The following is a 13,074-nucleotide window of genomic DNA, read 5'->3' on the forward strand; positions in this document are numbered from 1 at the left end:
GCATCAGGTCGAGCATCAGGTCGATTGCCTAGGGCGTCACGTGCAACAGCTTGGCGCCGAGTGCGACTGTCACCAGCGGTCGCGACAGAAACAAATTCACAAGGTCAGGCAGCTTCGAATTGCTGCGGCAGGTCCGGGTGACCCGGTCCATGGTCTCGCGCGCCAGGAGCAGTCGCTCGAGATCGTTTTGACCCTGGGCGACCGCTTCCTCCACAATCGTGCAGAAGCCCGCGACCGTCTCGGCAGCTGTTTCCCTGCCTTGCGGCCGGAATTTAGAGGCCCGGAATCCTGACGCCAGCGGCAGCAGGTGGCGGGTCAAGCCGCGGGCGCGCAGGATGCACCCCGCCATGATGAAGCCGAGCCAGGGTTGGCGCGGATAGAGATTGAGATCGAGCCAGGCCTTCCAGGCGATCGCGGCCGCGGCGACCGTCGGCCAATGCGCCGTCAGCTTCACAACTTCGAGCCAGCGGTCCTCGTTCGCACCCTCATCGGTCTCGGGATCGTACACCAGATGCGAGCGAGTGCTGCGGATCGGCGTCTCGCCGGCCAGCACCTTGCTGGTACGGACGAGCAAGGCGTCGATATCGGCAAACTGTGCCTTCCATGGATCGGCATCGGTGGCGAACGCCGGAAACACATCAGCATCATCATAATCTTTGCTGTCGCCTTGCCCGGACCTGGACTGGGTTTGCGCCCTCCCCTCCCCATTTGCGGGCACGATGCCGCGCAAGGCGGCAAGTCCGTCGATCGAGAGCGGCCACGGGGTCTTGCGCGCCATCACCGTGCGCCGGGCCCGCAAGGCCGTCGCGGCCCGCGTCAGTTCGTGGGTCGGGCTTCTGACATCCATGCCGGCATCGTGCAAAACGACATCGCCGATATCAACGAGATGACCGTCGAGGATTAGCGCCCGCACCGCCTCGGTCATGTCGCAGCGCGATTGCCAGCCTCCCGATAGGCCGGACGCGTCGAGACGCGCGTCCAGCTTCATGAGGGCGATGGCGACCTGTTCGAGCCGACCGGCGATCGACTCCCACGGGAGTTCAGGAAGGTCATATGATGGCGGCAGGGAATTCTCGTCCAGATTCCATGCCCCGCCCCCGACGATCATGCTGTCCTCGCGAATCATAAGCGATTGCACATCCGACGACTAAAGCAATCTTGAAGAAGCGAAGCAATCTCTAACTACGGTCCTGATGATACCGTATGGCGATCATTGGAGCGCTAAAAACTTGCCGGCTTTCTCAGTCTCGCAACAAATAACCTCGTTTCCGTTTGCGTCGAAGCCAACCTTCCAGGGATTCCGCGGCCTTCGTCCAATTGTCATGGATCTCGACCCGTCGCTGACCTCTCCGGCCGATGCGTCCCCACTCGCGGATGAGCGTCGTGCTGCCGAAGAGGTTTGGTTCGATCGCCAGCACATAGAAGCGTGCCATGTTGCAACTCGGGTCGTGACGATCAAGAACCAGGTACTGGATCATTTCCTCGGACATGACCCAGTTTCACGCGGACGCCCCTCCTCCGTCCAATGAAACCCTTGAATCGGTTTGCCTCAAGAGATTCACTTTGGTGATGCAAAGTCGCTAAACCGACGCTCTGGCTGCTCGCGAAAAATGCGCTGCTCCTGCATCGCATCGATCAGGCCGGCGCCTGCTCAACCCTTCTTTCGTCCGCGCCGTTTGATGTTGACGAGTTCCTTCAAGGCTGAGCCCTGCTCGAATTTCACCCGTTTCGTGGCGGCGATTTTCAACGCCTCCCCGGTCCGAGGATTCCGGCCCTTGCGGGCGGCCCGCTCCACCAGCTTAAACTTGCCGAAACCGAAGATTGAAACCTCTTCGCCGGATTGGATCGTCGTCGCCATGGTCTCGAAGATGCTGTCGACGACGTCCCGGGCAAGCACCCTGGTCAGTTTGTAATCCGCGGCGATCTTCTCGACGAGATCAGGTTTGTTCATGGTTCAAGTCCCTTCCCTGTTTCAGGCTCACGCAGAGCAGATTTTCCGGTCCACCTCAACTCATCCGTCGCCGTCGCATGGCGAGCAGCTCGACTTCGAGGTCGATTTTTCCGGATTTGACCATGCGAATAAGCGCGCGGAAGTAGCCTCCCGGGTTCTTGATCCGGTTGGCACCGCTTGAGACATCGTCGTCGTAGATTTGGAGCACGTAGATGACCGCAATGGCGGCCCTCACGGCGCCGATTTCTGCCACCGCCTCGTTCCAGGCGCTTTCATGGGCGCCAAGCGACGCGCGAAGGAACCGCCCTGCCCGCACCAGATCGGGCACATCGCGGATTGGTTCGCCAAAGTCCGCCAGGGTTGGGCAGGCCTCAACTATCACCGCCGGTGATAGGTGCTCCATCGGCTGTTCGGTTCGAAGAACGGCCCCAGCTTTCTTCGGAAAGCCGTTGTTACAAGTCTCACTAGGAGATTTATTGTGTGCTTTAGAGTGCCGGAATCGGATTCCGCCATTGCCCGCTTCATAAAAGGTTTCTTCTGCCAGTGTTCTCAGGTTCTGCCACTCCTCCAGAAGGCCGGGGGGTAATGCTGCGCCTGAGCGTTTCGGGGTCCTCGCCTGCAGGGCCTGAAGGCTCTCTTCGAGCTTGCCGGGGTCAACCGCCGGAAACTGCTGCGCAAGGGCGTCCAGCGCCTCCTCTGTGGCTCTGCGGCAGACCGTGACCTCGTCGAAGGCCCGCTTCTGCATCAGGCGCAGTTGCTTTTGCTCGACTACGAGCGCAGCCCATTCGCCACGGCGGGTATAGAGCGGCGTCAGATCGAAGCCGAAGGCGTCGACGATCTCGCCGGACAGGTCTTTGATCGCATAGCGCTTGCCGTTGGGGGAATCCTTCGGGACGATCAGCTGGAGATCGGTGAGGGCCCGGATGGCGAAGCGGATCGCCCGCTCGGTCAAGCCGGTCCGGCTCTCGAGGTAATCGTTCGACGGCCACACGAGCAGCCGCTCCCATGCCTGCTCGCCCCAGCAGGCGACCAGCTCCGACAGCACGAGGCGCAGGGTCGGACGCAGTTCGAGCGCCTTTTCCGCCTCCCGGCCCGCCGCCGATAATTCTTTACGCGTCACCGTACGCCCATTTTCGAGCGCGAGTTTCCGCCCGGCCAAAGCAGCATGTCTCAGCCGCCGGCCTCCCGATGATGCCAATTGCACAGTACCCTCCCTTTCAGAGGGCAAAGCAGGACCGCTCACCGAATCGGTGTCTTGACACTCGAATCATCAGGATGGCATAAGGGGGAAGTGAGTTGCCCTTGCCGTCCTTGGTAAGGTTCCAAAGGCCTCGAAGTGTCCAGCTTCGGGGCTTTTTGCTTTGCCTCGGTTACATTACGTCGACCCCTCGCCCCTGCCCTTCGCGAACTGCTCAGCCAGGATTGGAAGTTGCTCGGCAAGAAAATCTGCGAACGCCGCCTCGAAATCCTTGTCGATCATGATCTTCAGCTCCCGGCCGACCTGAGTGACCTGGGCGACCTTCCGGCCTGAAGCTATCGTGACACTCCGCGGATCTTCCTTCGAAGAATCCTGCGGCTTCGCAGTTGCTGCAGACAGCACTGCCAGAAACCGCCCGTCCGTGTCGCGTCGTTGAAACTCCGCTGACTTTATCGCCGCCCTTGCAGCTTTAATCGCCGACGCTGCCCGCAAAGCATCCGCTAGCGCCTGCCAGCGCGGACGACCGACTTTTGGGGCCCGGCCGATCGCCTCAATCAKGTCGGGTGGCAGCGCCTTGGCCACAGATACAAGCTTCGACGCTTCAGCTCGGTCAATGGACAGTGCGTCCTGAACAACTGAACGTTCATACCCGGCGCTCTCGAGGCGAGCCGCAAAAATAGCTCGTTCAATGAAACTGAGGTCCTGGCGCGCCGAGTTTTCAACGCCCTGCGCAACGACTAAATCCTCGTCGGTCAAGTTTCGGACAACAGCACGGACCGGCACCCCAATCTCTCGTGAAACACGAATGCGCCGATGCCCGTAGGCGCTTTGGTAGCGTCCTGGAACAGTTGGATGCGGCCGCACTAAAACAGGAACCTCCTGCCCGCGCTGTTTGATCGAAACCTTTAGGAGCTCGAAGCCTTGTTCATCCTGATCTTGGAATCGATCCCCAATCGGGGACGGATCGATAAGGCTCGGGTCAATCTCGTGTATCGTCAGGCTTGACGCAAGCTTTGCTCTAAGATCCTCATTTTCTCGCTCGGCCGCAGAGAATGACTCTTTCATCGACCGGACGGACCCTGAGGACACACGAGGCAAGGGCGCAGGTCTGTTGTCAGCTGACAACAACTCTGGTGACTCCCCTTGGGGCGCCGTCAGCAACGATCGAATAGCGTCCATCCGCTTGCTCATCGCCCCCATACCTCTTTGATCAGGTGAAGAATCTCGGCATTAACGGCGTCCACAGACTCCAGCGCTCGATCGTAAGCTGCGCGCCCGACCGAGCTGCGGTCGAGTTCGTAAAGCGATTGTTTAGTGAGGCCAGCGTTGGCAACTGCCGTGGACTTCCATGCAGTCGACTTGAGCACATCGGGGCCAAACAGGTTTCGCAGGAGTGCGACGATCTGGGTCTCAGGTACGTCATTCGGGTCATGCCGCGTGACGACGTACCGGATGAAGTCGTGATCCAACCGGCCGCCCGCCTCCTCAACCACCGTGATCAGCTCGGAGGTCATCAGGAGGAACTGGTTCATCGAAGCAACATCGACCATCTGCGGATGGACGGTAATCAGCATGGCGGTCGCGGCATTCAGGGCGCCGAGTGTGAGATAACCGAGCTGCGGTGGGCAATCGATCACAACAACGTCGTAGTCGTTGCCAACTTGATCGATTGCCGAGGCTACTCTCCGGAAGAAAAGATCGTRCCCGCGGGTATTCCGCTCAATCATTGCCCGCGGGGTGTGGTGCTCAAACTCCATGAGCTCAAGGTTGCCGGCCACAAGATCGATACCGTCGAAATACGTCTTGCGAACGACCTCGCACATCGGCCGGCGATGTTCGTCGTATCGTATGGCGCCGTACAATGTCTCGTTCTCGGCGATGTCGAACTCTGGTTGATAGCCGAACATCGCCGAGAGCGATGCCTGCGGGTCGAGGTCGATTGCCAGAACGCGGAGGCCCTGAAGTGCAAGATACTGAGCCAAGTAGAGTGATGTCGTAGTCTTTGCGGACCCGCCTTTGAAATTCGTGACAGCAATCACCTGTAGTTTGTCGTGATGTTGCCGTCCTTGCTTGAATGTTAGCATCTCGCGAGGCCGAACACCCGCGAGGTAGTTTCGCATTTCGTTGATCTGGGTTAGCCTGTACGAGCGGCGTCCGCCCGTGCCGATGGTCGGCATTGGGCCCTCCCCGTCGAGAGAAAGTTGCCGCAAATACCCGTCAGAGACACCCAAAATTCTCGCCGCTTCTCCAGACGTGAAAGATCGAAGTCCCTTGCTTGCCGCGGGCGGAAAGAGAGCGGTTCCAAGTTGACGCAATTGCGCCGACAACACGCCGGCATGTCGTGCTATCCGTTTGGAAGTAGTCTCGCCAGTGGGTTGCGTCTCCGCATGCTGCGCCATGTTGGATCCTTAAAACGGATTCTGTGCGTTTAACGCTCAGCTGCCGTCTTCAGTTATGGCCACGATTCGGCGGGAGGTACAAGAGTTTTAGTCCTAACAATCTGTTAACAGATTTTGCCAGAGCGTTGTCAGCTGACAACACACAGCCGCCGCGCAGCGGTCCCCGTGACCGCAAGCGCATCAAAATCCTTGGTTTGGGATTCGGTCCCCCGGGTCCGATCTCTCCCGTTCTGGGGGGCAGCGCCAAGCATCGGTAGGGAAAGCATGCACTGCGGCGTTGAAGTATCGACATGATCGTGAAGCGATGGAAGCGGACCGTCTTGGCCTCAATCGTCTCAATGACCTCGGAGAGCGATTCGTGGCAGCCGACCACGAAGATGTCGCCCGGCGTGAGCTGGTTGAGTAGACGCGTTAGGATGGGTCGGCCCTGAGAGGGGTCAGACACCCGACTCCCTGATGGAGCTCGACGCAACCTGCCACCGTAGCTCGTTGCTTGCGCATTGAGGATCTGACGCCGGTTGAAACAAGGGCATGGCCGATAGGACGCCTAGCGCGGGGAGGGGAGGGCACTTCCGTCGCTCTTTGCAAACGGCCAGCAGTAGTCATTTCATGAGCGGCAACGGACTTAATTTTTTGTTGGATCCCAGAGCCACACGCTGACACACCAGCAGCTCGTCGCAACTGCGGCGGCGTGCGGGCATGACCCCACCTATATGGAATCTGCGACAACTTATTGGACGGGCGGCTGTACCCGGCGGTCAAATGAAAGAGTCTGATCATCCCCCCGAACCGCCGCCATTCTCGTAAACTTAGGCTTTCCTCCCGGTTTCTGCTTGTTCAGAGTGCGATTGGTTGGAAGAACAGATCACAGAGTGTGAGAGCCCGGAGAGAGTGCCCCAGTCACGGGACGGACTGTGGACCGGCATCAAGACGGAGTTGAACCGCTTTCGGCTGTGCTAGCCCAAACTTCTCGGCCCTCTCGAGTTGTTGCTTCACGGACGAGGCTGACCACTGGGTGCCACCGCGTGGCGTCCGTTCCCGCATCCGTTCGAGTTGACCAGCAATACCCCTGAGGGACAGATTCGGATCCGCCATCGCGATACCAGCGATAAGGATCATAAGGCGTTCGTCGCGGGAGCGGGGAGGAGAGCGCTTGAGCAAGTCGGGGTCGGCCATGCGCTCGGTGACCATCTTTCCCACTGCCCGACGGAGCCGCTCGACTGTCCATTCCTGCCCGCTGCTATTCAGCATCCGGGCTACGTCTTCCCACCCGTGGGCTGGGCGCATGCGCCTCACGGTTGGCATCCACCGGTCGGCCGTGGAGATGATCTCGTCCAGATAGGCTCTCCGACGCGTCTGAGAAAGCTTGCGGATCGATTCGGGCCGGCGCTCTTTCATTGCCTGGCTTCCCAGGATCTTGCCGCGGGCCTTTGCGGCCCTGAGACCAGCTTTCGTTCGCTCTGAGATGAGAGATCGCTCAAGCTGTGCGACCGCGCCCAATACCTGCAGCGAGAACATGCCCTGAGGGGTGGAGGTATCGATCGGGTCCCGAATCGATCGAAAATGGGCTCCTTTTTTCTCGAGCCCCTCGATCACTTCAAGGAGATGGCTCACTGACCTGGCTAGTCGATCGAGGCGAACGACGACGAGAACGTCGCCCGGCCCGATCTCCCGAAGGAGGCGAGCTAACACTGGCCTTGCTCTGGAGGCGCCCGATCCGTGCTCCTGATAGATGACTGAACAGCCCACGGCCTTGAGATCAATCGTCTGGGCATCTGTCATCTGATCGTCGGTCGATACCCGGGCGTAGCCAATCAGGCGCCGTTTTCGGGCGGGGGAGGGCATCTTAATGTCCAAACAGGGAAAGACTGTAGCCGCGCAACGACCCCTTTGGAGCAGATTTTAGGGCGTTTGTACAGACTCTGTTGACATCACAAGACGACCGTCTCTAGACGTAGTTCGAGGCGATTTATGGATATAACATATCCTGAATCTATCGCGCCTGAGGCCGTGCTGACGAACGTTTCCCTTCATGGGGGCGACCAGATGGGCCAAATCATGCCTTGCTATGCCAAGTGGATGGCATCTAGGGGTCGGCAGCAGAACTAAAGAAAAAGCGTCTGTTTTGAGAGTCTCTCAGAGAGATGTAGCTGTCCGTAATAACAACGCTCTTGACTTCGTTAAACCGGAGCCCTTTTGTTTGTTATCAACAGCTTATAGCTCGTTCCAGTTGACGCTGTAATGGCAAGCGTGGTCGATTGTGCGGCTTGGAGGCACCGTCCGCTCGAGCTGCCTCTTGGCAGCCGATTTGGCGTCCTTGTTAGCGGCGCCTGAGCGGGGTGGGGGATTGTAGCTATGCGGTGGATAAGTTTGATTGCGGTGGCGCTGGGCCTGCTGGTCGTCCAACCATTTCAGACTCCGCACCCATCTGCACGCCACTCAATTCTCTCCTGACATCATAGCGCTTCGTGTCATGCTGACGTTCACCGACGAACAATCTCCGCCGGCAGTGGAGTTGCCCTCCCTTCCTTCGGAAAGGATCGCGGGACGACTTGAGCAGGTTAGCATCGCGGTGATGAAGCTCGATGCGCGACTCGACGCCTCCGGCCTGGCGACAGGATGGCAATCACGCTGTGACATGACCGAAGCAGTGCGAGCGCTGATCCTTGATGGTCATCTCGTCGATATCGGCGATGTCGTCCTGCACGATGCCGGCATGGACGTGAGAAGCCCCACCCATGAATTGACCCGCGCTGCAACTGCGCTGCGCGCCAGACGTACGGTTCTTGCACGCAAGGCACCGTGGCCGATTTCAATAGATGGCCTCGCGGCCTTGCGTGGCATCATGCCGACAACCGGGGACGGGAGGGAAGTGCGCGCTGGTTTTACCCCTGCTGACGGGGAGGGTGATCGCGATGAGGGTTATCCTGCCTTCGCCAATGACGCCGATCCATGGAAGGCGCAATTCGCCGATATTGATGCCCTGCTTGCGCGAACCAGCAAGGTGTTGGCCGGCGAGACCCCGATCCGGAGCAGCCGGTCACATCTGGTCTATGATCCCGAGATCGACGAGGGGCAGAACGAGGACCTCTGGCTCGACCTCGTAAAGCGGACCGCGCCTTGGCCGGCGGTTGCCGCCGCGGCGATCGCCTGGAAGGCCTGGCTAGATCTCAACCTCTATCCGCGCCAGCCCTGGCTCGGCTTTATCATGGCCGGGTGCATTCTGGGGGCCCGCGGCCTGACTGGACATCTGTTGCCGCTGGCCTCGGGGTTCAGGACCGCCAAGTTCCGGCCGCAGGGAAGGGAAGGGGCCCCCGAGATCGTCGCCGGCTTTTGCGCCGTGGTCGAGGAGGCGGTCGCCCAGGGACAAAAGGATCTCGAGCGTCTGATCCTGGCGCGCGAAACCATGGACCGGGGTCACCCGTAACTGCCGCAGCAACTCGAAGCTGCCGGAACTGGTCGAGCTGTTTCTTTCTCGTCCCCTGGTGACCGTGGCGCTTGGTGCCAAACTCCTCAAGATAACGCCCAAGGCGGTCGACCTGATGCTGATGCAATTGGGCGGCGCACTCCCACGCGAACTCACCGGGCGTCGCCGCTATCGCGCCTGGGGGATCGTGTGAACCAGACCATCTGGATGGTGTTGGCCACCGCGCCTCAATCGACACTCTCTGTCGTTCAGCATTGGTCGGCTTACGGGTATTGAGCTGACATCAACGGCAAGACTCATGGAGTGGGCCCCTTAGGGTGGACATTCATCAGGCTGCCGATTTGACCGTCTGCCGGGTGTGTTGATCCTCGAACTGCTGCGGGCTGAGATAACAGAGGGCCGAGTGGAGCCGATTTCTTCGATGAAGCGGGGAAGGCCTTCGGCTACATCGCTGAACGTCTCGAAGCCCATCGGATAGACTGCCTCCACTTTTAGAGTCTTCATGAAGCTCACCGCCTTGGCGTTGTCGTAGGGATTGCCGCGTCGGCCCATTGAACCCTACTGACGTGGGTGGCGAGATGGTCGCGATAGACCTTTGCGGCGTATTGGGCGGATTCAAACGTCGTCGCAACACTCTGGATTTGGAGGTTGCGATAAGCATTCGAATGCGGCGATCGGCACGGTCTGGACGAGCACCGGGGCGCTACCGAACATCGCGCCGGAACGTATATCTTCAACGACCGCATGATGCTCGCAGCCGGCATGGCGAGCCTCGCCGACTGCGCCCTGACCATCTATGCTACCGTAGTCAGTCGGGCCGAACCGGACCGCGGCATTCTCGATTCAGGGTCGAAGGCGTTGACCAGCGATACCGGTGGGCTCGATGGTCATGGTCTCGTCATCGAGCATCCACAGGCAAGGATAGCCAGCTTCGCGGAGGAACACGGCTTTCTTGATCTGTCGGCCTGCAATGCCAGGCCTAAGGTCGGCGACGTGGTGCGCATCGTGCCAAACCATGTCTGCGTGGTGGTGAACATGGTCGACCGTCTCGTCACGGTGCGTGGCGACAAGATCGTGGGCGAGCTGCCCGTCGCGGCGCGCGGTCGGCTGACCTGAGCAGCCAGCTTACTCGGTGGAGATCTGCGCCCCTGCATCCTCGCAGCATTTCTGAAGCGCTGCGAGGACCGCCGTTTCGTCGATCCGCGTATCGTGGCGCTGCAGGCAAGGGGCGAGTACGCATGCCAGCGCGTACCCGGCGTGGCCCACAATGGGAAACGCAAGGTCGGTAACGCCGACAATGTCGCGGCTATGGGCGATCTGATAGCCCCTTTCGCGAAGCTCCGCCAGCTTCTGGCGGGTCTCCGGTGTGTCGAGCACCCTCTGAACGCCCGCCGGCGCCTCTCGCATCAATGCACGCAGCCGGTGCTCCGGCTGGAACGCCAGGATCAACAATCCGGAATTGGCTTCGAGCGCGGGGCGGCCATAACCGAGCCTGATCGTGACGCTCGCATCGAGGTGGCCGGTGGTCGTGGCGACCACCACCGTCTCGGCCCGGCTGATCACCACGAGATGAGCACCCTGTCCTGTGCTGTCGCTGAACAGTTCCATGTGGGGAACAACAATCGAGGTCAATTGYCGCCCGCGTGGCGTGCGGATGCCGAGATCGAAGAGATGACGGGACAGTAGCAAATGATCAGTGCCGGGCTCTCGCACCAGATACCCGCGTTGCTGGAGCACGAAGACCATTCGGAAAATCTCGCTTTTCGACCGCCCGAGCTGATCGGCGATAGCGCGCGTCGAAAGCGGTTCTCCGGCTTCCGCCAGAAGCTCGAGAATATCGAGCCCCTTTTCGAGAGCCGGAGCGGAATAGGTCGCTCGACCCGAACTTGCATCGTCATCGCGATCTGTCATGAGGTTTCGTTTCATCTATGAAGCTTGACATCAAATAAGAACCCCCGCTAGCCTCTTCTTCGCGATCGAGGTTGCTACATGCTCGCTCTTCCGAATGACGACATAAAATCCTTCGCGACATTCGGCCCCTCCCGCGCCGGGGCCGCCCAGTGAAATACGGCCTCCAGTTCCGCGACGTGTTCGCGGCCTGGGAGGCTTTTCTCGACGGTATCCTCGTCACTCTGATACTCTCGTTCGCAGCCATGCTCGGCGGGCTGTTGATCGGCATCAGTTTCGCCGCGGCGCGCGTCTATGGTCCACCCGTTCTGCGGCGCATTGTGGTGATCTATGTCGAGGTCATCCGCAACACTCCCTTGCTCGTGCAACTCTTCCTCATCTTCTTTGGACTACCCAGTCTTGGCGTCAGACTTGACGGCATGACGGCGGCGATCATCGCGCTCATCATCAATCTCGGGGCCTATACAACCGAGATCGTGCGCGCCGGGCTGGAAGCCGTCCCCCGCGTGCAGATCGAGGCGGGTTCATCCCTTGGTCTCTCCAACGTCCAGGTCTTTCGTTACGTCGTGCTGTTTCCGGCGCTGAAGGCGATGGTGCCGGCGCTCGCAAGCCAGTTTGTGCTCCTCATGCTGGCGACCAGCATCGTATCCCAGATCTCTGTTCCCGACCTCTTTCATGCGGCGTCGATCGTGCAGTCGCGCACGTTCCGCGATTTCGAGGTCTATACCCTCATCGGGGTTCTCTACCTCGCCCTGGCGTTCCTGTTTCGTGGGTTCTTTGCCCTGCTTTATCAGCGAGCTTTTGCACGGCGATGATCCGCTCATTTGGCATGATCGACGTATTCTATCTTTTGGCGGCTGCCCGCTGGACGATCGTGCTGACGGTTGTCGCTTTTCTCGGCGCATCCCTGGTCGGCATAGCGATCGCGGTGTTCCGCGTGGTTCCGTTCTGGCCCCTTCGCTGGTTCGCAGCCATCTATATCCAGGTTGTGCAGGGAACGCCCCTGTTGGTGTGGCTGTTCGGGCTCTACTTCGGCCTTTCCATTCTCGGGTTCCTGGTCAACCCCTGGGTCGCGGCGGCGTTCGCTTTTTCGATCTATGGCGGCGCGTTTCTCGGCGAGATCTGGCGGGGAGCGCTGGTCTCCATCGCAAAGACCCAATGGGAAGCCGGCGCATCGCTCGGGCTCTCCTTCTTCGAACAGCTCCGGTACGTCATCATCCCGCAGTCGGTGCGCGTCGCCATCCCGCCTACGGTAGGTTTTCTCGTCCAGCTCATCAAGAACACGTCGCTCGCCGCAACGATCGGTCTTGTTGAACTTACCCGAGAGGGCCAGCTGACATCGGCCGCCACCTTCCGCCCCTTCGCGGTCTATCTGACGGTCGCGGCCCTCTACTTCCTGATGTGCTTTCCTCTTACCCAATGGAGCCGCTCACTTGAGCGGAAGCTGCATGGCGCTCGTTGAACTGGACCATGTGACGAAGCGCTACGGCGCCCTGACCGTTCTCGATGATGTGTCGCTCTCGGTGAAGAAGGGCGAAATCATCGCCGTGATCGGGCGTTCAGGTTCGGGCAAAAGCACCATGCTCCGATGCATCAACGGGCTTGAGCGAATTCAAGGCGGTGACATCACCGTGGATGGGGTGCGTGTGAACGATCCGGCGACCAACCTGCGCAATCTGCGCCAGCAGGTCGGAATCGTCTTTCAGAGCTTCAACCTCTTTCCGCACCTCTCCGTCGCCGGCAACATCACGCTGGCGCCGCGCGTCGTAAAAGGCAAAGATCCCGCAGAGGCCCGCGAAGTCGCACTCGACGTGCTTAGACGCGTTGGGCTGGAGGATAAGATCGATGCGTTTCCCGACGAACTGTCGGGCGGTCAGCAGCAGCGCGTCGCGATCGCGCGATCGCTTGCGATGGACCCGCAGGTGATGCTCTTTGACGAGGTCACTTCCGCATTGGACCCGGAGCTCACGGGCGAGGTCATCAAGGTCCTCGAAGCCATGGCGAACAAGGGCATGACCATGATCCTTGTGACGCATGAGATCGGCTTCGCACGTCGTTTCGGCTCGAGGGTGGTGTTCATGCACCAGGGCCGGATCTGGGAGGAAGGCGCGGCCGCGGCCACGCTCGCAAGCCCACAAACCCCGGAGCTCGAAACCTTCCTCAGCGCAGTGCTGCACTGAGAGCAACCAGG

The 13,074-nt window shown here is 60.0% G+C and carries 14 protein-coding genes and 1 pseudogene; 6 read left to right on the top strand and 9 right to left on the bottom strand.

Annotation, left to right across the window (positions count from 1 at the left end; translation table 11 throughout):
• Positions 1-28 precede the first annotated feature (28 nt).
• From AC1DVM_RS10185 to AC1DVM_RS10215, 7 genes are all read right to left on the bottom strand, one after another.
• Positions 29-1,108, bottom strand: coding sequence for an RHE_PE00001 family protein (locus tag AC1DVM_RS10185; protein ID WP_477254205.1), 1,080 nt, complete (start codon positions 1,106-1,108; stop codon positions 29-31).
• Between the two features lie 133 nt (positions 1,109-1,241).
• A complete protein-coding gene (locus AC1DVM_RS10190) occupies positions 1,242-1,490 on the bottom strand; it encodes a WGR domain-containing protein (protein ID WP_477254207.1) in 249 nt (82 codons plus the stop codon).
• 161 nt (positions 1,491-1,651) lie between these two features.
• Positions 1,652-1,951 (bottom strand): HU family DNA-binding protein, encoded by a 300-nt coding sequence (locus tag AC1DVM_RS10195; RefSeq protein ID WP_477254208.1) that lies wholly within the window; start codon positions 1,949-1,951, stop codon positions 1,652-1,654.
• A gap of 55 nt (positions 1,952-2,006) precedes the next feature.
• Positions 2,007-3,194 carry a plasmid replication protein RepC gene (gene repC / locus AC1DVM_RS10200; RefSeq protein ID WP_477254210.1) on the bottom strand — a complete coding sequence of 396 codons (1,188 nt, stop codon included), beginning with the start codon at positions 3,192-3,194 and terminating at the stop codon, positions 2,007-2,009.
• A 132-nt stretch (positions 3,195-3,326) separates the two neighbouring features.
• Positions 3,327-4,349 carry a plasmid partitioning protein RepB gene (gene repB, locus AC1DVM_RS10205; RefSeq protein ID WP_477254212.1) on the bottom strand — a complete coding sequence of 341 codons (1,023 nt, stop codon included), beginning with the start codon at positions 4,347-4,349 and terminating at the stop codon, positions 3,327-3,329.
• The gene (repA, locus tag AC1DVM_RS10210) at positions 4,337-5,548 is read right to left on the bottom strand and encodes a plasmid partitioning protein RepA (RefSeq protein ID WP_477254214.1); all 1,212 of its coding nucleotides are present in this window, start codon (positions 5,546-5,548) and stop codon (positions 4,337-4,339) included. The genes repB and repA overlap by 13 nt, the downstream gene beginning before the upstream one ends.
• A gap of 900 nt (positions 5,549-6,448) precedes the next feature.
• The gene (locus tag AC1DVM_RS10215) at positions 6,449-7,393 is read right to left on the bottom strand and encodes a recombinase family protein (protein WP_477254216.1); all 945 of its coding nucleotides are present in this window, start codon (positions 7,391-7,393) and stop codon (positions 6,449-6,451) included.
• A 628-nt stretch (positions 7,394-8,021) separates the two neighbouring features.
• Between AC1DVM_RS10215 and AC1DVM_RS10220 the strand changes: the two genes are divergently transcribed.
• Entirely contained in the window at positions 8,022-8,975 is a 954-nt protein-coding gene (locus AC1DVM_RS10220) for a DUF1612 domain-containing protein (protein WP_477254219.1), read from the top strand.
• A gap of 64 nt (positions 8,976-9,039) precedes the next feature.
• Positions 9,040-9,168 (top strand): helix-turn-helix domain-containing protein, encoded by a 129-nt coding sequence (locus AC1DVM_RS10225; protein ID WP_477254220.1) that lies wholly within the window; start codon positions 9,040-9,042, stop codon positions 9,166-9,168.
• A gap of 119 nt (positions 9,169-9,287) precedes the next feature.
• On the opposite strand, the gene AC1DVM_RS10230 is transcribed toward AC1DVM_RS10225, so the two are convergent.
• Positions 9,288-9,527 carry a hypothetical protein gene (locus AC1DVM_RS10230; RefSeq protein WP_477254222.1) on the bottom strand — a complete coding sequence of 80 codons (240 nt, stop codon included), beginning with the start codon at positions 9,525-9,527 and terminating at the stop codon, positions 9,288-9,290.
• Positions 9,528-9,671: 144 nt separating this feature from the next.
• Between AC1DVM_RS10230 and AC1DVM_RS10235 the strand changes: the two are divergent.
• Positions 9,672-10,091, top strand: a pseudogene (locus AC1DVM_RS10235) (type III PLP-dependent enzyme domain-containing protein); the annotation flags it as partial.
• A 9-nt stretch (positions 10,092-10,100) separates the two neighbouring features.
• On the opposite strand, the gene AC1DVM_RS10240 reads toward AC1DVM_RS10235, so the two are convergent.
• Positions 10,101-10,886 carry an IclR family transcriptional regulator gene (locus AC1DVM_RS10240; RefSeq protein ID WP_477254223.1) on the bottom strand — a complete coding sequence of 262 codons (786 nt, stop codon included), beginning with the start codon at positions 10,884-10,886 and terminating at the stop codon, positions 10,101-10,103.
• 149 nt (positions 10,887-11,035) lie between these two features.
• On the opposite strand from AC1DVM_RS10240, the gene AC1DVM_RS10245 reads away from it, so the two are divergent.
• Genes AC1DVM_RS10245 through AC1DVM_RS10255 form a run of 3 tightly spaced genes read left to right on the top strand, consistent with a single transcriptional unit; the run spans position 11,036 to position 13,063 of the window.
• Complete coding sequence (locus AC1DVM_RS10245) at positions 11,036-11,698, top strand: amino acid ABC transporter permease (protein ID WP_477254225.1); 663 nt, start codon at positions 11,036-11,038, stop codon at positions 11,696-11,698.
• Positions 11,695-12,345: an amino acid ABC transporter permease gene (locus AC1DVM_RS10250; RefSeq protein WP_477254226.1), complete on the top strand. Its 651-nt coding sequence runs from the start codon at positions 11,695-11,697 to the stop codon at positions 12,343-12,345. The genes AC1DVM_RS10245 and AC1DVM_RS10250 overlap by 4 nt, the downstream gene beginning before the upstream one ends.
• Positions 12,332-13,063 carry an amino acid ABC transporter ATP-binding protein gene (locus AC1DVM_RS10255; protein WP_477254228.1) on the top strand — a complete coding sequence of 244 codons (732 nt, stop codon included), beginning with the start codon at positions 12,332-12,334 and terminating at the stop codon, positions 13,061-13,063. Before AC1DVM_RS10250 ends, AC1DVM_RS10255 begins: the two co-directional genes overlap by 14 nt.
• Positions 13,064-13,074 lie beyond the last annotated feature (11 nt).

The organism is Microvirga sp. P4_A5, from assembly GCF_056402495.1.

Coding starts and splice junctions, on each gene's coding strand:
- AC1DVM_RS10230 (WP_477254222.1), bottom strand. CDS start 9,527: ATGGGCCGACGCGGCAATCCCTACGACAACGCCAAGGCGGTGAGCTTC.
- AC1DVM_RS10195 (WP_477254208.1), bottom strand. CDS start 1,951: ATGAACAAACCTGATCTCGTCGAGAAGATCGCCGCGGATTACAAACTG.
- AC1DVM_RS10255 (WP_477254228.1), top strand. CDS start 12,332: ATGGCGCTCGTTGAACTGGACCATGTGACGAAGCGCTACGGCGCCCTG.
- AC1DVM_RS10220 (WP_477254219.1), top strand. CDS start 8,022: ATGCTGACGTTCACCGACGAACAATCTCCGCCGGCAGTGGAGTTGCCC.
- AC1DVM_RS10185 (WP_477254205.1), bottom strand. CDS start 1,108: ATGATCGTCGGGGGCGGGGCATGGAATCTGGACGAGAATTCCCTGCCG.
- AC1DVM_RS10215 (WP_477254216.1), bottom strand. CDS start 7,393: ATGCCCTCCCCCGCCCGAAAACGGCGCCTGATTGGCTACGCCCGGGTA.
- AC1DVM_RS10190 (WP_477254207.1), bottom strand. CDS start 1,490: ATGTCCGAGGAAATGATCCAGTACCTGGTTCTTGATCGTCACGACCCG.
- AC1DVM_RS10250 (WP_477254226.1), top strand. CDS start 11,695: ATGATCCGCTCATTTGGCATGATCGACGTATTCTATCTTTTGGCGGCT.